The following is a 22,260-nucleotide window of genomic DNA, read 5'->3' as shown; positions in this document are numbered from 1 at the left end:
ATGAAGTCGAAGATCAGGAGAAGCAGCAGATGTGGGTTCGAGCAGTAGCAACGGCGGTTGCCGTGTGGTGTGTTTCCGGCGCGGCAATGGCCGCTGGGTATGCTGAAGTGTGGAACCCACCCGAGGCCACCGGGCATGCCGCGAAGCATGCAAAGAAAACGGTGGATGGATCGAAGCTCAAGTCTACAACCGGCGCGAAGATGGCACCGAAGCACGCGGCGAGCGGTCAGCATGCGGCGCAGCGGGTGGCGTCGGTGTCGAAGAGCGGCGCGAAGCCGGCGCATGGCAACGTGAAGAAAGTCGCGGCCAAAGGTACGGCCAAAGGGGCGGTTAAGGGCGCGCTGAAGCCGAAGCCGGCCGTCGTGGTACAGGGTAAAAAGCCGCACGCGCAGTTCGCTCAAGCGAAACCCGGTCAGGCTAAGATCATGCACGCCAACCTGGTTCAAGGTCATACGGGGCGCGCCCACAAGGTGAAGGTCGCGGCGAAAACCGGGCCGGCCAAACCAGCCGTATCCCCCACGAGCGCACCGGCTAAATCCGCGACCGCGCCGGCTAGTCCCGCGAACGTAACGGCCAATCCTGCTACGGCCAGCAGCGGTTCGCTGCCGCCGATCCTTCACTGACCTCGATCTCAGGCAGCGCGTTTGCGCCTGGTTTTGCTGCCCGGCGGACCCAGCGCCGCGCGAACGGCGGCGGTTTGTCGGGGGTCGAGGTCCACTTGGTCTTTGAAGCCGCCCTACGATTTAAAGCGGGCGATGGTTTGTCAGTGCGTTGCCAAGCCATTCGCCACCAACCGCAGCGTCTCCATCGAGCGCTTCTCGCGAACCCGCGAATGCAGCGTGACGCGCGATTCCGGCAGCAGCGGCAATCCCAGCCGTGCGCCGACGTCGATCAAACCTCGCGGGGCCACTCTGCGCGCCAGCGGCGACACCGCGAGGCCGGCCGCGACCGCCGCCCCGACGGCGGCCACGCCTCCGCCCACGAACACTTCCTGCCACGCAATCCCCGCCTCGTTCAGCGTTTGAAGCGCGACCGCGCGCACGTTACACGGCGCGGCAAGCAAAGCCAGCGGCAACGGTTCGCCGACGCGCGGCAGCCACTCCGGCGTAGCAAGCCAATCAAGCGGCTCGCTAAAAAGCACCTGTGTGTCGTCGCGTGGCGGCTCATCGGCGCCGTAGCGGATGATCACCGCATCGAGCCGCCGTTCGTCGAATTGCGCGAGCAGCGCGGCGGACGTGCCGAGATGCAATTCGACCACCAGACCCGGATCGTGCGCATTGAGCCTGGCGAGCAACGCCGGCAGATTCGCGCCCGCGACGTGCTCGCTCAGCCCCAACACCAGCCGCCGACGCTCGACCGACAACGAACCGAGCGCCCGCAATTTTGTGTACGACAAGCAGTATCTGAACGTGCAGCGCAGCGACGATCTGGTGCTGATTCAGATCACGCTGAACAATACCCGCACGCTCGAGCAGAAAAAGGCGCTGTACAAGCGTATGGCGGATGAATTGGCGGAGTCGCCTGGGCTGCGACGAGAGGATGTGTTCATCAATCTCGTCGAGGTGCTGAAGGAGAACTGGTCGTTTGGGAATGGGATTGCGCAGTACGCGCTGTAAGCGGCCGGCGGGGGCGTCTCGTGTAGCCGCCCATCGACGCCTGCGTCGCTATAATCATTTGCTGCCCTTTCCTCCGCTCATCGACCACTCTCCGCTATGACGTCCGACCACCCCGATTCGTCCCACGAACCGCTCGAACTCGGTGGTTCAGTGTGGTTCCAGGCCGGCGCGCAAACGCTCGGCGGCGCGGCACGCATCGCGCTGCTTGCAGCAATTGGCGAAACCGGTTCGATCACCAGCGCGGCAAAAGCGGTGGGCATTAGCTACAAAGGCGCGTGGGATGCCGTCGACACAATGAACAACCTCGCCGGCGAGCCGCTTGTCGTGCGTTCGACCGGCGGCAAAGGCGGTGGCGGCACGACGCTCACGCCGCGCGCGGTGAAGCTGATCGAGACGTTTCGCGCCGTCGAGCGCGAGCATCGGCGCTTTCTCGAACGTGCGGGGGCGGCGATCGAAGGCTTCGCAACGGATTGGGATCTGATCGGGCGCATCGGCGTGAAAACAAGCGCGCGCAATCAGCTGTATGGGACGGTTTCAAGCATTGTGCGCGGTACGATCAATGATGAAGTGTCGCTGGCGCTGCCCGGCGGTCACACGATCGTGTCGGTGCTTACGCACGAAAGTACTGAGACGCTCGGTCTCGCGCAAGGCTCGGCGGCGTTCGCGTTGATCAAGGCTTCGTGGGTGGTGCTGCTCGTCGAGGACGCCAGCGGCGCGCCGCTGAAGCTGTCGGCGCGCAATCAGCTGCGCGGTACGGTGCAGAGCGTGAAACGCGGCGCGGTCAATGCGGAGGTGTCGTTGGCGCTTGAAGGTGGCACCGTGATAACCGCCGTCGTCACGAACGAAAGCGTCGACGCACTCGGCCTGGCAGAAGGCGGCACCGCGATCGCGGCGTTCAAGGCGTCGAGCGTGATTCTCGGCGTGAAAGACTGACGGCGGGACTGAAGGCGCGCGCTTACGGCGTGCTGCGCGCGTAGCCGGCGAACGGCTGATTCTCGCGTACGCAGCCGTCGCTGACCTGCACGACCTGATCGCCGAAGGCGGCGACGTCGTCGGGATCGTGCGTGATCAACACCATCGGAATGTCCAGGCGCGTTTGCAGGTCCGACAGCTCGCGCCGCATGCGTTGACGCAAAGCGCTATCGAGCGCGGAAAACGGTTCGTCGAGCAACAGCAACCGAGGCTGCGCGACCAGCGCTCGCGCCAACGCCACCCGCTGCTTTTGCCCGCCCGAAAGCTGCGCCGGATGATTCCCAGCGACACTCTGTAGTTCAAGCGCGTCCAGCCAATAGTCGACTTGCGGATGCGCGATCCGTACGCGCGGGTTCAACCAGCCCGGCTGCAACCCGAAGCCGATGTTCTGCCGCACGTTCAGATGCGGAAACAGCGCGTAGTCCTGAAACAGATAGGCGATCCGGCGCGATTGCGGTTTCAGATCGACGCCGCGCGTGCTGTCGAATAATGCGTTGCCGTGCAACGTGATCGTGCCTTCGTCAGGGCGCAGCAATCCGGCGATAGCCTGCAAGGTCAGACTTTTTCCCGCACCGGATGGTCCGAACAGCACGACGCGCTGCGTGGTCGCCTGGAACGATACGTCGAGCGTAAAGCTGCGCTCGGCGCTCCTGAAGGTCTTGCGGATGTCGACAGCGAGCGGCATATCAGCGGGACGTCAAAAGCGTGTGCTGCGGCACCAGACGGCCCGCGAGCAACAGGATCACCACGCACGTCACCGACGTGACGAGCACGAGGAAATTGGCGGTGCTGTCGTCGCCGGCTTGCACGGCTGAATAGACGGCCACCGAAAGCGTCTGCGTGCGCCCTGGCAAGTTGCCCGCGATCATCAGCGTCGCACCGAATTCGCCGAGCGCCCGGGCGAAAGCCAGCAAGCCGCCAGCCAGAATGCCGCGCGCGGCGAGCGGCAGCGTTACGCGAAAAAAGATCGCTGTCTCGCTGACACCGAGCGTGCGCGCAGCCCGTTCGAGCTGCGGATCGACGGCTTCGAAGGCGGCGCGCGCCGATTTCAGCACCAGCGGGAACGCCACCACTGTCGATGCGATTACCGCGCCTTGCCAGGTGAACACCAACTGGATATCGAGGCGGTCGAGCCAGGCGCCGATCACGCCGCGCCGTCCGAGCAACACGAGCAGGTAGTAGCCGAGCACGGTGGGCGGCATCACGAGCGGCAGCATCAGCAGCGAATCGATCACATCGCGCGCGCCCGAACGCCAGCGCGCCAAGCCAAAACCGGCGGCGACGCCGAACACCAGATTGAGCGCGGTGGCCCAGCCCGCCACTTTCAGCGACAGCAAGAGCGGAATCCAGGCCTGTTGCATGAGCGTGCGAGATCTTTAATAAGGCTGATTAATGATGCAAATCAATGACGCAAATTAATGCGCCGGCTTGAAGCCGTACTTCGCTAGCACTGCCTGGCCGGCCGGCGACAGCACGAAACTGATGAACGCCTGCGCATCCGCAGCGTGGCGGCTACCTTCGACCTGCGCGATCGGGTAAGTGATCGGCGTTTGTGTCAGCACGTTCAGCGCGACTTTGACCTTGTCCGGCATGACCGCGGCGTCGGTGCTGAATACGAAGCCGGCGTCGACTTCGCCGCGCGACACGTAGTCGAGGCTCTGGCGGACATTAGCCGCCAGCACGGCCTTGGCGCTGACAGCGTCCCAGACGCCTGCGGCCTGCAACGCGCCTTGCGCGTAACGGCCGATGGGCACCGACGCCGGATCGCCGTAAGCGACGCGCTTCACATTCGCCGACGCCAGATCGTTCAGTGTGGCCGGCGCGAAACGGCTGTCGGTCGGCACGATCAGCACCAGCGAATTGGCGGCGAAGTCCTTGCGGCTTGTCGGCACGATGACTTTTTCGGCTGTGGCCTTGTCCATCGCCTTCTGATCGGCGGAGGCGAACACGTCGGCGGGCGCGCCTTTGGCGATCTGCTGCATCAGCACGTCGGACGCGCCGAAGTTCAACAGCACCTTGGTGCCCGGATGCTGCTGTTCGAAGACGTCGCTGACCGCTTTGAACGCATTGGTCAGGCTGGCGGCGGCGGAGACGACCAGTTCGTCGGCACGCGCATTGGCGCTGACGGCAACGGAGACGGCGCTGGCGATGAGCAGCGCATGTTTCAGAAAGCGGCGGGACAGTGTCATGGAGGCTCAGAGGTCCGGCATGGGCCGGAGCGGCGGGTTAAAACGCTATCGTAATATATGAAAGGTTATAACGGTGGCCCATGACGATTATTCAGCTGGACGCATAAAGCGGCTCATGAACCTGCACGGAGTGCGTTAGACGCCGGACGAGCGCGGCGGCGCAAGCGTGTTGAAGGTCTGCGAGAGTGGCACCATGGTGGCGCGATCGTCACGCGTGGCCTTCCAGCGTGCGCGGATGAACGGCCTTTCGTGACCGGAAACCTTCAGCGCGATATGCGTGACCCAGCGCTGAGTGGGCACGTGGACGCCGTGCATCGTCACTGCGAGGATCATCAGACTCGCGGTGACGGACAGCGCCGACAGCCGGCCCGGCTCGGCGTTCCACGCCATGCGAACGAAAACCAGCGCGGCCAGCGCGCCGACCAGGCAGCCGGTGATCGCTTCGGACGGCGAGTGAGCACTGAGCGCGACCCGCGACAGCCCGACAGCCATGCCCGCAGCGAGGCCGAGCAACACGCCGATCAGACGGATCGCCGGTCGCGTCGGCAATAACATGAGGAACAGCGCGACCGGGTACACGGCGGTGGACAACATCGCGTGACCGCTGACGCCGGTGAAATCCAGTTCGCGCACGCCGACGCCCCAGCCGAGGAACGCCAGCTTGGTGACGGTCACAATGCCAACAGCCGCGCCAAGCAACAACAACCAACCCGCAGCCAGTCGCCATGTGTATCCGACCGTCAGCCAAAGCGCGATGGCGAGCGCGAGCGGCAGCGTCATGCCGGCGCCGCCGAGGCTGGTGATCAAATACCACAGATGGGGAGGTAAATCGGGCATGGCAAAAAGCGCGACCACGGCCGCGTAGAATCGGGTTGGAAGTGATTTAACGCGCGAACGGCGCGAATCGCCGACGCAGCACGAGGCTCGCACGTCAATTATTTAACCGCCAGTATAGACGGGGACCACAGCGCGGACTTGACGCGGTGCCGCGTTTTTGTCGCTGAAGGTTGGTTGGCGAACAAGCCGTGCAGCGGTTTGACGCGAGTCCCGCGACAAGGTTCGTCGAGCGGAAATTTCGGTGTTGGGCTGTAACCAATGCTTCCAGCATCGCATGAGGATTGGTGTTATTGTGCATTGCACAACGAAGTGTCGTTCCACCGAACGGCCCCTGTCCCTTTTTGCGAGGTTATCCGCCGATGGCAAAAAGTTTATCGAAAATCTGGCTGCGCGGTCTCAAGCGGCTGCTCGCGATTCAGACCGAGCACGCCCACAAAACCACCAAGCGCATCACCGCGCATCCGGTGCGGCCCGCCACCACCAAGCCTTCGACGAAGGTCCGCCCGCTCAAACAAGCGACCGCGGTGCGCATTCCCACGAAACGCGAGGCGCCGCGCGCCGTCGCCCGGGAATCGCGCGTCCGTCCGCGTGCATCGGCTTGGGCGAGCGGTTCGTGGACCCGTTCGTTCCATTCGGCGCCTGCGTCGCCTGGGCGGCTCGTCAATCATCTTCAGTATGGTTTGTACATTCCGTCCGGCCATGCGCTCGAAGCCATGCCGCTGGTGGTGATGCTGCACGGCTGCACGCAATCGATCGATGAATTCGCCGAAGGCACGCGCATGAATGTGCTGGCCGACCGGTTCGGCTTTGCGGTGGTGTATCCGGAGCAGTCGAAGCACGTGCACTCGCACCGCTGCTGGCACTGGTACGACGCGAGCGAAAGCGCCGGCGGCGCCGAGGCGCTCGCCGTGGTTTCGCTGGTGGATGCACTCGTCATGCAGCATGGGTTCGACGGCGAGCGGGTGTATGTCGCCGGGATTTCCGCGGGCGCGGGCTTGACGGCGCTGTTGTCAGTCAACCATCCGGAGCATTTTGCGGCAGTCGCATTGCATTCCGGCCCGGCTTTGGGCGAGGCGCGTTCCGGTATCACGGCGATGGACGTGATGCGCCGTGGCGCGCGCGGCGAACCGGTCGAACTGGTCGACGAAGTCGTCAATGTGGCGGAATACCCCGGCATGCCGGCCATCATTATCCACGGCGACGCCGATCACGTGGTCGCGCCTGTCAATGCGGACCAACTGGCAACGCAATTTCTCCGGCTGAACCGGATCGTCGACGAGAGCGGCGCGCGCAAATCTGGCGAAGTGCGTGAAGAACGCAAAGGCGGTGTGGTCATGCGCGACTACCTGCGCGGCGGCCGACGCGTGGTGCGGCTGTGCCGCGTGCAAGGGCTCGCGCACGCCTGGAGCGGCGGCGACGACGCGGTGCCGTTTCACTCCGCCAAAGGGCCGGATGCGAGCACGTTGGTGTGGGAGTTCTTCAAGCATCAGCGCCGCACGGGCGCCGGCCGTATCGCGGAAGGTGCCGTCAGTACGGCCTCAGCCGACGAAAGGTGACGCAGGAACAACACCTCGAAAAGAAGATTGGCGCAATCCTAGGGTTTTCCCTATAATAGGGGTTATCCCTTAGGAGTTAACGCCTAAATTCACCGTCGAGGTTGACCATGTACCTGCTGAGCCGCTTGTTCCTGTTTCTGACCAAATCGCCCGATCAGCTTGCGAAAGAACGCGCTGACGCATTTCTCGCCGAAGCTACCGATCTGTACGATCTCGAATTCCGTATGCGCAAGCTGGATCGCGAGGCGAACCCCCGCCAACCGTCGTGGATGAGCCAGTACTAAGCTATTGCTGTTCGGGTGAAGCGCCCAAGCTGTCATGAACTTACAGACAGCCGGGTTCGATTGCCACCACGCGTGATTCACCTCCGCGGCGAACACCACGCAAGCTACATAGGGCATCAGTAAGCCGCCTGCCCAGCGGTCCGATCGCCAGAACGCGAACATCGTCGCGACGATCAACACTAGCAGCACCACAATATCGGCCAGTGCAACGCCCGGCCGCCGGAGTTCAGGCAAGCTCGCCGCTTACGCGACTTGCAAACGCACCGCAACGTTGTTGCGCGTGGCGTTCGAGTATGGGCAGACATGATGCGCCGCGTCGACCAGTTCCTTGGCCGCATCCGCAGCAAGGCCCGGCAGCGAAACGCGCAACTCGATGTCGAGCGCGAAGCCGCCGTTGTCGTTCGGGCCGACGCCCACCTCCGCCGTGACTTGTGTGTCTGCCGGCAAAGCTTGCTTGCGCTGGCCGGCGACGAACTTCATCGCGCTCAGGAAACAGGCCGAGTAGCCGGCGGCAAAGAGCTGTTCCGGGTTCGTGCCCACCGTGCCGTTACCGCCCAGCTCGCGCGGTGCGGCCAGTTTCACGTCCAGCACATTGTCTGACGACACTGCACGGCCGTCACGGCCACCGGTGCTAGTTGCAGTTGCTTTGTAAAGTACGTTCATTTTGCTGCTCCTTAATCTGGGTTGTCAGGATCCGCATGCTTGCCGCTGCTTGCTTGCCGTTCTGGCTGATCGCTATCGAAGCAGCATGCGATAAAGATAGTACACAAATCATTTGTGTGCAAATTAATTTACGTATCAAACCGATAGCATGCTTCTGCAGCAGGCTGGCTAGTGGTCCATGTAATCGTTGAGGGTGGTGCGCAGGCGCGTCAGATCGTCGCGCAGACGAAGCAGGAATTCGGGCGTCTGCTGGGTCGCGCAGAAAATTTCCGCCGGCACTTCGCGCGCCTGGCGCTTCAGTGCCGTGCCGGCCTTGGTCAGCCGGATGTAGACGAGCCGCTCATCTTCGACGCCGCGCACCCGTTCCAGGTAGCCTTGCGCCTCCAGGCGCTTGAGCAGCGGCGTGACCGTGGCCGAGTCGAGATTCAGACGCGCAGCCATGTCCTTGACCGTAACGTCGTCGGTTTCCCATAGCACCAGCATCGCCAGATATTGCGGGTACGTGAGGCCGAGCTTGTCGAGCAGCGGCTTGTACGCTTTCGTCATCGCGAGCGAGGTCGAATAGAGCGCGAAGCAGAGTTGCTCGTCAAGCGTGAAGGGCAAAGCGGGGCGCTGGGTCATGATGCATCTCGTCTGAAAGAGCGTGCAAATCGATTGCGCGCAAACCATTGTGCCGCAAATCACCTTGCGTTGACGAGTGCGGTTGGGAATTCGAGGAAGCAGCGGAGACAGGCGGTGCCCCAAAGCGGCGTGGCGCGCGAGCGCCGGACCAGCGCCCGGCGCTCGCGCGCAAAAAACACTCAAGCCGCCGGGGTGGTCGGCAGGTCCGGTGTTTCGGGCGTTTGTACGCCGAAGCAGCCGCGATAGGTTGCGTAGAACGAGCAATACAGCATGGTCGTAACGATCATCGTGGCGGGCATCAGGATCGCAAATGCGAAGTCGCCTGCGCCCAGCGCCTGCATCACCGCGGACAAACCGAGCGACACCGTCATCGCCACTGCGAACCACAGCGCGCCGAACACGATGAACGCGCCGCGATTGCGCCAGCAACTGACGAGGCTGAAGAACATCGCCTTGACCGGCGGCACGTCGTGCCACGCAATGAGAATCGGCGAGAACCAGAAAATCATCGCGACCGGAATGTAGAACGCGAATGCAGTGACCACCGCGAGCGGGATATTGCTGTTGGCGATCGCGTCCTGATCCATCGCTGCGCCGCCGAGCATCACCTTCAGCAGCATGCCGCCGTCGGCCAGCGCCGAGCCGGCGAGCACCAGCGCCATCGCGACGACATACAGCACGCCGAGCACCAGCAGCCGTTTGGCGACCACGGGGCCGTACGAGTGAAAGCCGTCCACCAGAATGGTCGGAAACACCGGCTTGCCGGCGATCGTATTGCGGCACGCCGCCATGAAGCCGACTGCGACGCCTGGAATAAACGCCAGTGGCAGCACGCCGCCGATCACCGGAATCTGCGACACCAGCGTCATGACCAGCAGGTAGGTGAAGAACAGCGTCAGAAACGCGAGCGGGTTCTTGCGGAACAGCCAGATACCCTGCCGGAACCACACATAGCCGGTTTTCGCGGGGACTTCGATCAGTTGCATGAGGTATGAATGCCTGGAAGTGCAACGCCGGTCAGGCGTTCGCGCAGAATGCGCTCGAAATGGCCGGGGTCGTGCGGTTTGAGCAGCTCGGCCGCGCGCGGCAAATGAAAATCATACAGGCGCGAGACCCAGAAACGGTACGCGCCCGCACGCAGCATGTCACCCCAATGGCGATTTTCTTCGGCGGTGAACGGACGCACGGTCTGGTAGGCGCGCAGCATGGCTTCGGTGCGCGTGCCGTCCAGCTTGCCGGTGGCGAGGTCGACGCACCAGTCGTTGACCGTGACGGCGACGTCGAACAACCACTTGTCGCAGCCGGCGAAATAGAAGTCGAAGAAACCGCCGAGGCGCACTTCGTGGCCGGTCTCCGGTGCGGCGTGCGCGAACAGCGCGTTGTCGCGGAACAGGTCGGCGTGGCATGGGCCTTCGGGCAGCGCTGCGTAATCGGCTGAAGCGAAGAAGGTTTCCTGATAAGCGAGTTCGGACGACAGCAAGTCGCGTTGCACGCCCTCCAGAAACGGCAGGATGGTCGGCACTGTTTCCTTCCACCACGGCAGGCTGCGCAAATTCGGCTGATGGCGCGCGTAATCGCGGCCCGCCAAATGCATGCGCGCGAGCATTTGTCCGACTTCGACGCAGTGTTCGACGCCGGGCGCCAACTCCGGTGCGCCTTCGAGCTTGGTGACGATCGCGGTCGGCTTGCCGTGCAGCGTACCGAACAGCGCGCCGTCTTCGCGCGGCATCGGGTCCGGCACCGGCACGCGGTGCGCCGCCAGATGCTGCATCAGATCGAGATAGAACGGCAGTTGTTCAGCCGTCAGTTTTTCGAAAATCGTGAGGACGTATTCGCCGCGCGTCGTGGTCAGAAAGAAGTTGCTGTTCTCAATACCGGACGGGATGCCGCGAAATTCGACGACTTCGCCGAGATCGTAATGGCGCATCCATTCTGCTAGTTGGGGTTCGGTGACAGCGGTGAAGACAGCCATGCGGGAAGCGTCGGATCAGGTTGGTCGGGCTGGCGCGTTGCGGCCAGTGCGAGGTGTGTCGGTGTGTCAAAAAGCGGTGTCGAAAGCGCGGTAAGACAGGGTGGCGAGCCTGTGCTGCAACTAGGCGCCGTAACCAGCGTGCCGCAATTCAGCAAGCAGGCTAAAGGCCCGGTGGCAATGTCTCGCAGGCCGCACGGAATCGAAGGGGCGGCTTACGCCGGGCCGCCGCTCAGGTATCCATCAATAGCGCAGATTCACCGACGGCAAACGCGTGCTGGCGCGGCCGTTGTCGCGCACGGTGGGCGACGTGTCGAGCGGTGCACTCATCTGATAGCGCGTGCCGAGGTTCGAATGCACGTTGATCTCGACGGGCTTGCCTTTATCGCGATATTCGGTGATTTCGGTGCCGTTGGCGCTGCGCTCGTAGAAGCTCGGTGTGCGCGGCACGTTGATTTCGACCTTGGAGCTGACTTCCGCGGCCGGCCGGTTGATTGCCTTCAGGTCCGGCAGGCCGGCCCGTTCGTTGGCGGACTGCGGTTGATCCGGGGGCGGCGTGGCATCGACGGGCTGGGCAGCCATCGCGGCGTTGCCGAAGGCGAGGGCCAGCGCAACGGCGATGGGAAGGAGCGGCTTCATGGTGATTCTCCAATATGGTGCCCCGATTCTAGCAAATCCAGCCTTGCCTACGGGCGCGATCGCCTTATTTTGCGCCGCTTTCGCGCGGCGTGCCCGCCATCTCGCGGCCGTTGTCGGCGCATTTGCCGCAAGCGCCGCAGAGTCATTTTGCGAGCCCGGGTTCCGTGGTAATGTCGTCTCATCAATCGAGGCGAATGAAGATGAACAACGATACCAATCAACGCGCGGTGCAGACTCCCGCCAACAGCTTCCCAACCGAATCTTTCGACGACGCCACCGAGGCCGTGACCCGCCTGTCCGCCATTTACGAAGCGAACACCTCGTTTCTGCGCGACGCCTTCGCGCGCTACCGCCGCAACGAATTGTTCGAACGCCGCGTGCGCGCGTGCTACCCGTTCGTCAGAGTGTGCACGGAAGTCAACACGCATATCGACTCGCGCCGCTCATATGGTTTCGTCGCGGGTCCGGGCGTGTTCGAGACGTCCGTGACGCGGCCTGATCTGTTCGGCAACTACTACCGCGAGCAATTGCGCTTGCTGGCGAAGAACCATCATGTGCAGATCGAAGTGGGCGTGTCCGATCAGCCGATTCCGATTCATTTCGCGTTCGCTGAAGGTATTCACCTCGAAGGGGATCTGGATCGCGAGCGTCTGTTCCTGATGCGCGATGTATTCGACACGCCGGACCTCGCGCTGCTCGACGACCGGATCGTCAACGGCACGTATGAGCCGCTGCCGGGCGAGCCGCATCCGTTGGCGCTGTTCACGGCGGCGCGGGTCGATTTCTCGCTGCATCGGCTGAAGCACTACACGGCGACGTCGCCCACGCATTGCCAGAACTACGTGCTGTACACGAACTACCAGTTCTATATCGACGAGTTCGTCAAACTCGGCCGCGCGATGATGGCCCATACCGACGACGAAGAACTGCGCGCGTACCGCAGCGAATACACGTCGTTCGTCGAACCGGGCGACGTGATCACGTACAACGAAAATCTCGGTGAGCAGGCACAGGAAGGCACGGCGCCGCCGCGTCTGCCGCAGATGCCCGCGTATCACCTGAAGCGCGCGGACGGCAGCGGCATCACGATGATCAACATCGGCGTAGGGCCGTCGAACGCGAAGACGATCACCGATCACATCGCCGTGCTGCGTCCGCACGCGTGGATCATGCTGGGCCATTGCGCCGGGCTGCGTAACACACAGCGTCTGGGCGACTACGTGCTGGCGCACGGCTATGTGCGCGAAGACCACGTGCTCGATGACGACTTGCCGCTGTGGGTGCCGATTCCAGCGCTTGCCGAAGTGCAAGTGGCGTTGGAGCGCGCGGTTGCACAGGTCACGCAGCTGGATGGCGCCGAGTTGAAACGCGTGATGCGCACGGGCACGGTGGCGAGCGTGGATAACCGCAACTGGGAGTTGCGCGATCATCGCGAGCCGGTGCAGCGCTTGTCGCAAAGCCGCGCCGTCGCGCTCGATATGGAAAGCGCCACGATTGCCGCGAACGGCTTCCGCTTCCGCGTGCCTTACGGAACCTTACTCTGCGTGTCGGATAAGCCTTTGCATGGAGAGTTGAAGCTGCCCGGCATGGCCGATCAGTTCTATCGCGCGCAGGTCGACCAGCATCTGCAGATCGGTGTGAAGGCGATGGAGTTGCTGCGTATGAACGGGTTGCATCGTTTGCATAGCCGCAAGCTGCGCAGTTTCGCTGAAGTAGCGTTTCAGTAAGCGGTCTTTTATAAGGCGCAGGCGAGCGTCGTCACAGCTCGCCTTACCCTTGGCTTAAAACTGCCCAAACCCCGTCAGCCCAATCAGACTTCCAGCCGCCAACAGCCACAGCGGATGGATGCGCGTTTTCAACGCCAGCACCGCGATTGCGGCGGTAATCGCCCACGCGATCGCCGTCGGATCCGACGCTTCAGCGATCAAGGCCGCGCTCGCCGCGACGATGCCGGCTGTCACCGGCACCAGCCCGGCCTGCGCATAGCACCGCCACGGGCGGTCTTTGAAACGATTCCAGGCATGCAGCGCGAGAATCGTCACGATCGACGACGGTCCGAACTTCGCCACCGACGTCACCAGCATCCCCGCCCAACCCGCCACATGCCAGCCGACTAGCGTCACGATCATCAGATTCGGTCCCGGCGCAGCTTGCGCGAGCGCGAACAGCGCGCTGAATTCGCTGGCCGGCATCCAGTGATGCACATCCACCACCTGACGCTGCATCTCCGGAAGAATCGTATTGCCACCGCCGAACGCGAGCAGCGAAAGCTGACTGAAAATGACGGCGAGCGAAATGAGCGTATCGGTCATCGTGTGGCCTTCGACGCCAGGTAGATGCTGAGCGGTGTGAGCACCAGCATGGTCGGTAGAAGCGGCAGGCGCATGATCGCGATGGCGATGAAGCCGAGCGCCGCGATCAGCGCCGCCATCGGTTTATCCCGTAACGGCAGCAGAATTTTCACGGCCATCGAGACCAGCAGACCGGCCGCCGCCGCGGCGAGACCGGCGAACAGATGCCGGACATGCGGATCGTCTTGCGTGCGTTCGTACAACACGCCAAGGCCGATCACCACCAGCGACGGCCCCGCGATCAACCCGAGCAAGCCGGCCAGCGCGCCTGGCACGCCGCGAAAGCGCATCCCGACTGCCACCGAGAGATTGATCACGTTGCCGCCCGGCAGAAACTGGCACAAGCCAAGCAGGTCCGTGAATTCCGTCGCGCTCAGCCAGTGGCGTCGTTCGACCAGCGCGCGCCGCGCGAGCGGCAGCGCGCCTCCGAACGAGATCAGCCCAAGGCCGAGAAAACCGCCGAAGATTTCCCGCAGCGTCGGTGTAGGCGCAGTCGCCAGTGCGGGCTCGGACGAGGTGAGATTGTGGTCCATATCGCTAAGCTTCCATTTCATGCTCCGGAGGTTAGCGCCGAACCGCCGGCAAACAAAACGATTTTTAAGCCCGCGCTTGTGATCTAGAATCACAAGCATGGCTCGTAACCTTCCACCTTTTCCGGCGCTGCGCGCCTTCGAAGCTGCCGCACGGCACGAAAGCTTCACCGCGGCGGCGAACGAATTGCATGTGACGCACGGTGCAATCAGCCGGCAGGTCGCCGCTTTCGAAGCGTGGCTCGGCGTGCAGGTTTTCCATCGCCGCGGCAAGCGCGTGCGGTTGACCGACGACGGCCGCCGCTATCTGGCGACCGTGCAGGCCGCGTTCGACAGCATCGCGCTCGCCACCGACCAATTGCGCGACACGGGCGTCGTCCGTGTGCTGCGGGTGAATGCGCTGCCCACCTTCGCGATGAAATGGCTGCTGCCGCGCCTGAATCAGTTTCAGCGCAAGGCACCGAACGTGGAGCTGCGTTTATCGACATCGAATGCGCCCGTTGAAACGCTGGACAGTTTCGACGTCGCTGTGCGGCGCGGGCCGGGCCACTGGCAGAACTGCGTGAGCGGCCATTTTCTCGGCGAGAGCGAGATTCCGGTGTGCAGCCCTGCATTGCTGAAACGCTCGCCGATCAATGTCGCCGACGATCTCGCGCGGCACGTGCTGCTGCATTCGGACACGCGGCCCGAAGCATGGAGCAATTGGTTGTCGGCAGCAGGCGTGACGGCGAAATGCCGGAAGAAGCAGTCGTTCGATCACTTCTATCTGGCGTTGCAGGCCGCGGTGGACGGGCTCGGCGTGGCGCTCGGTCCGTTGCCGTTGCTGGCGGACGAACTGGCGTCGGGGCGGCTCGTGGTGCCGCTGCCGGGTCCGCGTATCGATGCACGCGGCTATTGGTGGGTCGCAAGACGCGAGGTGGCGGAGGCGCCGTTGGTGGCGCAGTTCTGCGAATGGTTGCAAGCGCAAGGCGATCAGGCCGATGAAACGGAAACGGGCGGCATGGACGCCGCCCGTTAGCTCGCATCGATCTGTGTCGACCCGTATCGCGCTATCTCACGCGGTACTGGAAATCACAGATAGAACATCCGGTCTTCGTCCGACTTGGCCGGATGCGGCTCGGCCTCTTCGCGGTCTTCGTAGAACTTCAGCACCGCTTCGAGCACCTGGTCCGGGTCGTCGATCACCTGCATCAAGTCCATATCCGTCGGATTGATCAGGCCCATCGGCGTGAGCGAGTTCTTGAACCACGCAAGCAGGCCTTCCCAGAACTCGGCGCCCACCAGAATGATCGGCACGTGGCGCGACTTCTTGGTTTGAATCAGCGTGAGTACTTCGGCCAGCTCGTCCAGCGTGCCGAAGCCGCCCGGCATCACGATCACCGCGTCCGAGTTCTTCACGAACGTGACCTTGCGCGTGAAGAAATGGCGGAAGCGCAACGAGATGTCTTGCCACTGATTGCCCGATTGCTCGTGCGGCAGTTCGATGTTCAAACCCACCGATGGCGCCTTGCCCCCATGTGCGCCCTTGTTGGCCGCCTCCATGATGCCGGGGCCGCCGCCTGAGATCACCGCGAAGCCGGCGTCCGACAGCTTGCGCGCGATTTGCGTGGCCAGTTTGTAATACGGCGAGTTCGGTTTCAGGCGTGCTGAACCATAGATGCTGACAGCCGGGCGAATCTCCGAGAGGTACTCGGTCGCCTCGATAAACTCTGCCATAATCGTGAACATCTGCCACGATGCGCGGGCCTTCTTGGCCGTTGCGCGCTCTTGATCTGCGAGTGATCGCAGACTCGGAATCACTTTTCTCTTAGTCATAATGCCTGAAGAACGAAGCCTTGAAGGTAAGACCCTGCTATTGGTCGACGGTTCGAGTTATCTGTACCGGGCCTACCATGCGATGCCTGATCTGCGCGGACCCGAGGGTGGCCCGACGGGTGCGCTCTATGGGATGATCAACATGCTGCGGCGCATGCGCAAGGAAGTCACAGCAGAGTATAGCGCGTGCGTGTTCGACGCCAAGGGCAAAACGTTTCGCGACGACTGGTATCCCGACTATAAGGCGAATCGTCCTTCAATGCCGGACGACCTCTCGCGTCAGATCGAACCGATTCACGTCGCTGTGCGCGCGCTCGGCTGGCCGTTGCTGATGATCGAAGGCGTCGAAGCCGATGACGTGATCGGCACGCTCAGCACCGCGGCCGAAAAACGCGGCATGAACGTGATCGTGTCGACTGGGGACAAGGATCTGGCGCAGCTCGTGTCGGATCATGTCACCCTCATCAATACGATGACCAACGAAACGCTCGACCGCGCCGGCGTGCTCGCCAAATTCGGCGTGCCGCCGGAGCGCATTATCGACTACCTGTCGCTGATCGGCGATACCGTCGACAACGTTCCCGGTGTCGAGAAGTGCGGACCGAAAACCGCGATCAAATGGCTCACGCAATACGATTCGCTCGATGGCATCGTCGCACATGCGGATGAGATCAAAGGTGCGGTAGGAGACAATCTGCGTCGTGCGCTCGATTTTCTGCCGATGGCGAGAAAACTCGTTACCGTCGAGCGCAATTGCGATCTGACCGGCCATATCGTGTCGCTCGAGGAAAGCCTGGAAAGCCGTCCGGAATCGCGCGAGGAGCTGCGCGACGTGTTCACGCGCTACGGCTTCAAGACCTGGCTGCGCGAAGTGGAAACCGCGGACGCAGTAGAAGGTCCGCAAACCGATGTGCCGCCGGCGCCCACCGTGGACCTCGAACGTCGCTACGACACCGTGCAGACGTGGGAACAGTTCGATGCGTGGCTCGAGAAGATCAATGCGGCCGAACTGACCGCGTTCGATACGGAAACCACGTCGCTCGATCCAATGGTGGCGCAAATCGTCGGCCTGTCGCTCTCGGTTGAAGCCGGGCATGCGGCCTATGTGCCGCTCGCGCATCGCGGACCGGACGCGCCCGTGCAACTGCCGCGCGAGGAAGTGCTCGCGAAGCTCAAGCCCTGGCTGGAGAGCGCCGAGCACAAGAAAGTCGGCCAGCATATGAAGTACGACGAGCAGGTGCTGGCGAACTATGGCATCGAAATGCGCGGCGTCGAACACGACACGATGCTGCAATCGTACGTGCTCGAATCGCAGCGCACGCATGACATGGACAGCCTCGCGCTGCGCCATCTCGGCATCAAAACCATCAAGTACGAAGAAGTGGCGGGCAAGGGCGCGCAGCAGATCGGTTTCGACGAAGTCGCATTGGACAAGGCCGCCGAATACGCCGCGGAAGACGCCGACATCACGTTGCGTCTGCATCAGGCGTTGTATCCGCAAGTGGCCGCGGAGAAAACGCTCGAGTACGTGTATCGCGACATTGAAGTGCCGACTTCGCGCGTATTGCGCAAGATGGAGCGCACCGGCGTGCTGATCGACGCGGAGAAGCTGCGTCAGCAAAGCAGCGAAATCGCCACGCGTCTGATTCAGCTCGAAAGTGAGGCATACGTACTGGCCGGCGGCGAGTTCAATCTGGGTTCGCCGAAGCAGATCGGTCAGATCTTCTTCGAGAAGCTTGAATTGCCGGTAGTCAAGAAGACCCCGAGCGGCGCACCGTCCACCGACGAAGAAGTGCTGCAAAAGCTCGCCGAAGATTATCCGCTGCCGAAGATCCTGCTCGAACATCGCGGGTTGTCGAAGCTGAAGTCGACTTATACCGACAAGCTGCCGCGCATGGTCAACGCGGAAACGGGCCGCGTGCATACGAACTATGCGCAGGCCGTGGCGGTGACGGGCCGTCTGGCGTCTAACGATCCGAACTTGCAGAACATTCCCGTGCGCACCGGCGAAGGCCGCCGGATTCGCGAGGCGTTCATCGCGCCGCCGGGCCACAAGCTCGTTTCCGCCGACTACTCGCAGATCGAGTTGCGCATCATGGCGCACATCTCCGGCGACGAATCGTTGCTGCGTGCGTTCTCGCAAGGCGAAGACATTCACCGCGCCACCGCCGCGGAAATTTTCAGCGTGACGCCGCTCGAAGTCTCGAACGATCAGCGGCGCGTGGCGAAGGTGATCAACTTCGGCCTGATCTACGGGATGAGTTCGTTCGGCCTTGCCGCGAATCTCGGCATTACGCGCGACGCCGCCAAGCTGTATATCGACCGCTATTTCGCGCGTTATCCGGGTGTCGCGCGTTATATGGACGAAACGCGTCTGAGCGCGAAGGCCAAGGGCTATGTGGAAACCGTGTTCGGCCGCCGCCTGTGGCTGCCGGAGATCAACGGCGGCAACGGTCCGCGCCGGCAGGCCGCTGAGCGCGCGGCAATCAATGCGCCGATGCAAGGCACGGCAGCCGACCTGATCAAACTGTCGATGATCGCGGTCCAGAAGTGGCTCGAGGAATCGAAGGTCGGCACGCGCATGATCATGCAGGTGCACGACGAACTGATTCTCGAAGTCCCTGATAGCGAATTGTCCGAGGTGCGCAAGCGCTTGCCTGAGCTGATGTGCGGTGTGGCCGCGCTGAAAGTGCCGCTGGTCGCCGAAGTGGGCGCTGGTTTGAACTGGGAAGAAGCGCATTGACACGCGTATGACGGGGCGCGATATCGTCGTGCGCATGTCACACATGTGTTTTGACGGCTTGTGATAACCCGTGCTGCTCGCGGACAATCGCTGACGGGCGGCGCGCGCGTGCATCTCATGCGCGCCGTCTCGACGCACAACCCATCGGCAAACACGGAGAATTCAATGCATCGTTTTATCGTCGTTGGCGGGGGCGCAGGGGGGCTGGAGCTGGCGACGCGCTTAGGCGACCGCTATGCGCCACACAAGAACAGGGGTGGTCCGCGTGCACAGGTGACGCTCGTCGATCGCTATCCGACCCATATCTGGAAGCCGCTGCTGCATGAGGTCGCGGCCGGCAGCATGGACCCGTTCACGCAGGAGCTCGAATATGCGGCGCAAGCGCGCTGGCATGGCTTCGAGTTTCAACAGGGCGAGCTGACCGGTCTCGACCGTGCGAACAAACGTTTGACGCTCAGCACCGTGCTCGACGACGACGGCGCCGAGTTGCTGCCCGTGCGCGAGCTCGAATACGACACGCTGATCATCGCTATCGGCAGCACGACGGCGTTCTTCGGCGTGAACGGCGCGGCTGAGTTCTCCCTGGCGCTCGACACGGTCAGCCAGGCTGAGCGCTTCCGCAAACGGCTGATCGCGGCGTGTATGCGTGCTGAGCATCAGGTGCATGAACCCGTCGAATCGCAATCGAGCACGTCGCCTTCCACGGAGCCACGTATCCAGGTGGCGATCGTCGGCGGCGGCGCGACGGGCGTTGAACTCTCCGCTGAGTTGCGCAATACGGCGCAGGTGTTGTCCGCGTACGGCTTGCATAAGCTCGATCCGCGGCACGACGTCGGCATTGTGCTGATCGAAGCGGGGCCGCGCATTTTGCCGGCCTTGCAGGAGCGCGTGTCGACAGCTACCGCAGAATTGCTCACCAAGCTCGGCGTCAAGCTGATGATCGGCGAGACAGTGGCGGAAGTCGCGCCCGGCGTCGTTCGCACCGCAAGCGGTAAGACGGTGCGCGCCGATCTGACCGTGTGGGCGGCAGGCATCAAGGCGCCCGCTGTGCTGAGCCAACTCGACGGCTTGCCGGTCAATCGCCTCGGGCAACTCATCGTGCGCCGCACGCTGCAAATCGAAATCGACGACAACATTTTCGCGCTCGGCGATTGCGCGGCGTGTCCGTGGCCCGGCAACGAGCGCAATGTGCCGCCGCGTGCGCAAGCCGCGCACCAGCAGGCGAGCTTTCTGATGAAGGCGCTCGCGGCCCGGCTCGATAACAAGCCGCTGCCGGAATTTACCTATCGCGACTTCGGTTCGCTGGTGTCGCTCGGGCATTTCAGCGCGGTCGGCAATCTGATGGGCGGCGTGATCGGCGGCAATATGCTGATCGAGGGACTGTTCGCGCGCTTCATGTACATGTCGCTATACCGGCTGCATATCGCCGCGCTGCATGGCTATGCGCGGATGGTGCTCGACACCTTCGCGCACTGGCTGCGCCGCACCACGCTGCCACGGGTCAAGCTGCACTGAGCTGCACTTGAGGGGCGCTGGCAGCTAGCAGGGCCGTTGTGCAACAGGATGCGCGTGCAGCGTATCCTGTTGCCTCCAACGTTCACCTGAGGAGCGCCGCATGCTAAAACCTGATATCGACAGCCTGGTCCCGCACGTTCCGTTCAATCGACGCACTTTCATCAAAGCCGCACTTGGCACCGGTTTCGCCGCGGCCGTGCTGCCGGTGTCGGCGCAAACCATTCATACCGATAGCGAAGGCCTCGAAGCCGGCGAGGTGGCCGTGCGTTCGGGTGACACGCTGGTGCCGGCTTACCGCGCGCAGCCGAAGGGCAAGACGTATTTGCCGGTGATCGTCGTCGTCCACGAGATATTCGGCGTTCACGAGCATATCGCCGACGGGTGCCGGCGCTTCGCCAAACAGGGCTATCTCGCGATCGCGCCGAATCTGTACGAGCGGCAGGGCGATCCGACCGTGTACACAAGCATGCAGCAACTCAACGATCAGTTGGTGAGTAAGGTCCCGGACGAGCAGGTCATGGCCGATCTCGACGCGACCGTCGCGTGGGCGGGCGAGCACGGCGGCGATCTGAACCGGCTCGGCGTGAACGGCTTCTGTTGGGGTGGGCGCATTGCGTGGCTGTATGCCGAGCACAATCCGCGGCTGAAGGCGGGCGTGGCCTGGTATGGGCGTGTGACGGGCGCGAGGGACGCGATGACGCCGGCCAATCCGCTCGATCAAGTGGCGGATTTGCATGCGCCGGTGTTAGGCCTATACGGGCGCCAGGATCAAAGCATCCCTCAGGACACGCTGGAGCAGATGAAGCAGGCCGTCGCCCACGGTCCGCAGGCGGGACGCGGTTCGCAATTCGTCGTGTATGACGATGCGGGTCATGCGTTTTTCGCGGACTATCGGCCGAGTTACAAAAAGGCCGATGCCGAGGATGGCTGGCGCCGCGCGTTGGTGTGGTTCAAGCAGCACGGCGTCGCGTAAAGGCAAGCGGATGTGTCCGGCTTGAAGAATGAAAAAAGGCCGTTGCCGCAGGGAAGCGGCAACGGCCTTCTTACTAATCGTCCCGCTCTACGCTTAAGGATTCGGGCCGGTGGCAACAGGCCGCGCCGGATCGGAACTCCATTCGCTCCACGATCCCGCGTACAACGCCGCGCCGTGCATCCCGGCGACCTCCATCGCGAGCACGTTGACGCATGCCGTCACGCCCGAGCCGCATTGCAGCACGACGTGTTCCGGTGGCGTATCGGCCAGCAGCGCATGGAACTCCTCGCGCAGCGTATGCGCCGGCTTGAAGCGGCCGTCCGCGGTGAGGTTGTCCTTGAAAAAGCGATTGAGCGCGCCGGGAATGTGGCCGCCGACGCGGTCGAGTGTTTCGTTTTCGCCGCGATAGCGATCCGGTGCGCGCGCATCGACCACAATGCGCTCCCGCGTGCCGAGATTGCGCTCGACCGTTTGGGCGTCGATTGTCACGGAGAGCGGTGCTCCGGCTTTGAAGTCGCCGGTATTCTGCGCCGGCGCGTCTTGCGTCAGCGGCTGACCGGCTGCTGCCCATGCCTGCAGTCCACCGTCGAGAACTGCGACAGAATCGTGGCCGAGCCAGCGTAGCAGCCACCAGGCGCGGGCGGCGTACATGCCGCCTTGCCCGTCATAGGCGACCACTTGTTGACCTTGCTTCAGGCCGCGCGACTCCAGCGTTTCCACGAGACGCGCACGGTCCGGCAGCGGATGGCGGCCATTGGTGCCCGTCTTCGGCCCCGACAGATCGCGATCGAGATGCAGATAGTGCGCGCCGGGCAGATGTCCGGCCGTATAGGCTCTTTCCCCCGCCTCGGTATCGGCCAGATCGAAGCGGCAATCAATGACGAACACGCTGCCCGGCGCAGCGGAAAGCCGTTCCGCGAGATTCGTCGCGGAAATCAGTGTGGTGTGGTGAGTGTGGGGCATGACGTCTCCTGAGCAGTCGATTGC

The 22,260-nt window shown here is 63.0% G+C and carries 22 protein-coding genes and 3 pseudogenes; 10 read left to right on the top strand and 15 right to left on the bottom strand.

Annotation, left to right across the window (positions count from 1 at the left end):
- Positions 1 to 29 precede the first annotated feature (29 nt).
- Entirely contained in the window at positions 30 to 623 is a 594-nt protein-coding gene (locus tag WN982_RS38105; protein ID WP_341317120.1) for a hypothetical protein, read from the top strand.
- 140 nt (positions 624 to 763) lie between these two features.
- Here WN982_RS38105 and WN982_RS38100 read toward each other — a convergent pair.
- Positions 764 to 1,378: pseudogene (locus WN982_RS38100) on the bottom strand (LysR substrate-binding domain-containing protein); the annotation flags it as partial.
- Here WN982_RS38100 and WN982_RS38095 point away from each other — a divergent pair.
- Together WN982_RS38095 and WN982_RS38090 are read left to right on the top strand one after the other, a co-directional pair.
- A pseudogene (locus WN982_RS38095) lies at positions 1,365 to 1,616 on the top strand (tautomerase family protein); the annotation flags it as partial. The pseudogenes WN982_RS38100 and WN982_RS38095 overlap by 14 nt on opposite strands.
- A gap of 96 nt (positions 1,617 to 1,712) precedes the next feature.
- Positions 1,713 to 2,549, top strand: coding sequence for a TOBE domain-containing protein (locus WN982_RS38090; RefSeq protein WP_341317119.1), 837 nt, complete (start codon positions 1,713 to 1,715; stop codon positions 2,547 to 2,549).
- Between the two features lie 22 nt (positions 2,550 to 2,571).
- Here the strand turns inward: WN982_RS38090 and WN982_RS38085 are convergent, their stop codons facing one another.
- From WN982_RS38085 to WN982_RS38070, 4 genes are all read right to left on the bottom strand, one after another.
- Positions 2,572 to 3,273, bottom strand: a complete 702-nt coding sequence (locus tag WN982_RS38085) for an ATP-binding cassette domain-containing protein (protein WP_341317118.1) — start codon at positions 3,271 to 3,273, stop codon at positions 2,572 to 2,574.
- Position 3,274: 1 nt separating this feature from the next.
- Positions 3,275 to 3,949, bottom strand: coding sequence for a molybdate ABC transporter permease subunit (gene modB / locus WN982_RS38080; RefSeq protein WP_341317117.1), 675 nt, complete (start codon positions 3,947 to 3,949; stop codon positions 3,275 to 3,277).
- Positions 3,950 to 4,003: 54 nt separating this feature from the next.
- Positions 4,004 to 4,777: a molybdate ABC transporter substrate-binding protein gene (gene modA / locus WN982_RS38075; protein ID WP_341317116.1), complete on the bottom strand. Its 774-nt coding sequence runs from the start codon at positions 4,775 to 4,777 to the stop codon at positions 4,004 to 4,006.
- 135 nt (positions 4,778 to 4,912) lie between these two features.
- Positions 4,913 to 5,614, bottom strand: a complete 702-nt coding sequence (locus WN982_RS38070) for a phosphatase PAP2 family protein (protein ID WP_341317115.1) — start codon at positions 5,612 to 5,614, stop codon at positions 4,913 to 4,915.
- Between the two features lie 359 nt (positions 5,615 to 5,973).
- On the opposite strand from WN982_RS38070, the gene WN982_RS38065 reads away from it, so the two are divergent.
- Together WN982_RS38065 and WN982_RS38060 are read left to right on the top strand one after the other, a co-directional pair.
- Positions 5,974 to 7,170 carry a PHB depolymerase family esterase gene (locus tag WN982_RS38065; protein ID WP_341317114.1) on the top strand — a complete coding sequence of 399 codons (1,197 nt, stop codon included), beginning with the start codon at positions 5,974 to 5,976 and terminating at the stop codon, positions 7,168 to 7,170.
- A gap of 107 nt (positions 7,171 to 7,277) precedes the next feature.
- The gene (locus WN982_RS38060) at positions 7,278 to 7,454 is read left to right on the top strand and encodes a DUF3563 family protein (protein WP_341319558.1); all 177 of its coding nucleotides are present in this window, start codon (positions 7,278 to 7,280) and stop codon (positions 7,452 to 7,454) included.
- Between the two features lie 123 nt (positions 7,455 to 7,577).
- On the opposite strand, the pseudogene WN982_RS38055 reads toward WN982_RS38060, so the two are convergent.
- From WN982_RS38055 to WN982_RS38030, 6 genes and pseudogenes are all read right to left on the bottom strand, one after another.
- A pseudogene (locus WN982_RS38055) lies at positions 7,578 to 7,634 on the bottom strand (tryptophan-rich sensory protein); the annotation flags it as partial.
- 63 nt (positions 7,635 to 7,697) lie between these two features.
- The gene (locus WN982_RS38050) at positions 7,698 to 8,117 is read right to left on the bottom strand and encodes an organic hydroperoxide resistance protein (protein ID WP_341317113.1); all 420 of its coding nucleotides are present in this window, start codon (positions 8,115 to 8,117) and stop codon (positions 7,698 to 7,700) included.
- 168 nt (positions 8,118 to 8,285) lie between these two features.
- A complete protein-coding gene (locus tag WN982_RS38045; protein WP_341317112.1) occupies positions 8,286 to 8,738 on the bottom strand; it encodes a MarR family transcriptional regulator in 453 nt (150 codons plus the stop codon).
- A 179-nt stretch (positions 8,739 to 8,917) separates the two neighbouring features.
- A complete protein-coding gene (locus WN982_RS38040) occupies positions 8,918 to 9,724 on the bottom strand; it encodes a BPSS1780 family membrane protein (RefSeq protein ID WP_341317111.1) in 807 nt (268 codons plus the stop codon).
- Positions 9,715 to 10,710 carry a homoserine kinase gene (locus WN982_RS38035; RefSeq protein WP_341317110.1) on the bottom strand — a complete coding sequence of 332 codons (996 nt, stop codon included), beginning with the start codon at positions 10,708 to 10,710 and terminating at the stop codon, positions 9,715 to 9,717. The genes WN982_RS38040 and WN982_RS38035 overlap by 10 nt, the downstream gene beginning before the upstream one ends.
- 240 nt (positions 10,711 to 10,950) lie before the next feature.
- Positions 10,951 to 11,346 (bottom strand): hypothetical protein, encoded by a 396-nt coding sequence (locus WN982_RS38030; protein ID WP_341317109.1) that lies wholly within the window; start codon positions 11,344 to 11,346, stop codon positions 10,951 to 10,953.
- 200 nt (positions 11,347 to 11,546) lie between these two features.
- On the opposite strand from WN982_RS38030, the gene WN982_RS38025 reads away from it, so the two are divergent.
- A complete protein-coding gene (locus tag WN982_RS38025; protein WP_341317108.1) occupies positions 11,547 to 13,073 on the top strand; it encodes an AMP nucleosidase in 1,527 nt (508 codons plus the stop codon).
- A gap of 54 nt (positions 13,074 to 13,127) precedes the next feature.
- On the opposite strand, the gene WN982_RS38020 is transcribed toward WN982_RS38025, so the two are convergent.
- Positions 13,128 to 13,658, bottom strand: a complete 531-nt coding sequence (locus WN982_RS38020; protein ID WP_341317107.1) for a chromate transporter — start codon at positions 13,656 to 13,658, stop codon at positions 13,128 to 13,130.
- Complete coding sequence (locus WN982_RS38015) at positions 13,655 to 14,230, bottom strand: chromate transporter (protein WP_341317106.1); 576 nt, start codon at positions 14,228 to 14,230, stop codon at positions 13,655 to 13,657. The genes WN982_RS38020 and WN982_RS38015 overlap by 4 nt, the downstream gene beginning before the upstream one ends.
- A 97-nt stretch (positions 14,231 to 14,327) precedes the next feature.
- Here WN982_RS38015 and WN982_RS38010 point away from each other — a divergent pair, with 97 nt between their 5' ends.
- Complete coding sequence (locus WN982_RS38010) at positions 14,328 to 15,245, top strand: transcriptional regulator GcvA (RefSeq protein ID WP_341317105.1); 918 nt, start codon at positions 14,328 to 14,330, stop codon at positions 15,243 to 15,245.
- A 53-nt stretch (positions 15,246 to 15,298) separates the two neighbouring features.
- On the opposite strand, the gene WN982_RS38005 is transcribed toward WN982_RS38010, so the two are convergent.
- Complete coding sequence (locus WN982_RS38005; RefSeq protein ID WP_341317104.1) at positions 15,299 to 16,042, bottom strand: TIGR00730 family Rossman fold protein; 744 nt, start codon at positions 16,040 to 16,042, stop codon at positions 15,299 to 15,301.
- A 1-nt stretch (position 16,043) separates the two neighbouring features.
- On the opposite strand from WN982_RS38005, the gene polA reads away from it, so the two are divergent.
- The 3 genes from polA (at position 16,044) to WN982_RS37990 (ending at position 21,273) form a co-directional block, all read left to right on the top strand.
- Positions 16,044 to 18,785, top strand: coding sequence for a DNA polymerase I (gene polA, locus WN982_RS38000; protein ID WP_341317103.1), 2,742 nt, complete (start codon positions 16,044 to 16,046; stop codon positions 18,783 to 18,785).
- 165 nt (positions 18,786 to 18,950) lie between these two features.
- On the top strand, positions 18,951 to 20,300 hold the full coding sequence (locus tag WN982_RS37995; protein ID WP_341317102.1) for an NAD(P)/FAD-dependent oxidoreductase: 1,350 nt from the start codon (positions 18,951 to 18,953) through the stop codon (positions 20,298 to 20,300).
- A 100-nt stretch (positions 20,301 to 20,400) separates the two neighbouring features.
- The gene (locus WN982_RS37990; RefSeq protein WP_341317101.1) at positions 20,401 to 21,273 is read left to right on the top strand and encodes a dienelactone hydrolase family protein; all 873 of its coding nucleotides are present in this window, start codon (positions 20,401 to 20,403) and stop codon (positions 21,271 to 21,273) included.
- Positions 21,274 to 21,366: 93 nt separating this feature from the next.
- On the opposite strand, the gene WN982_RS37985 is transcribed toward WN982_RS37990, so the two are convergent.
- Entirely contained in the window at positions 21,367 to 22,236 is an 870-nt protein-coding gene (locus WN982_RS37985) for a sulfurtransferase (protein ID WP_341317100.1), read from the bottom strand.
- Positions 22,237 to 22,260 lie beyond the last annotated feature (24 nt).

The organism is Paraburkholderia sp. IMGN_8, assembly GCF_038050405.1.
Lineage (GTDB): Bacteria > Pseudomonadota > Gammaproteobacteria > Burkholderiales > Burkholderiaceae > Paraburkholderia.
Note: the sequence above shows the minus strand (reverse complement) of the source record. Positions and strands in the feature narration are given on the sequence as shown.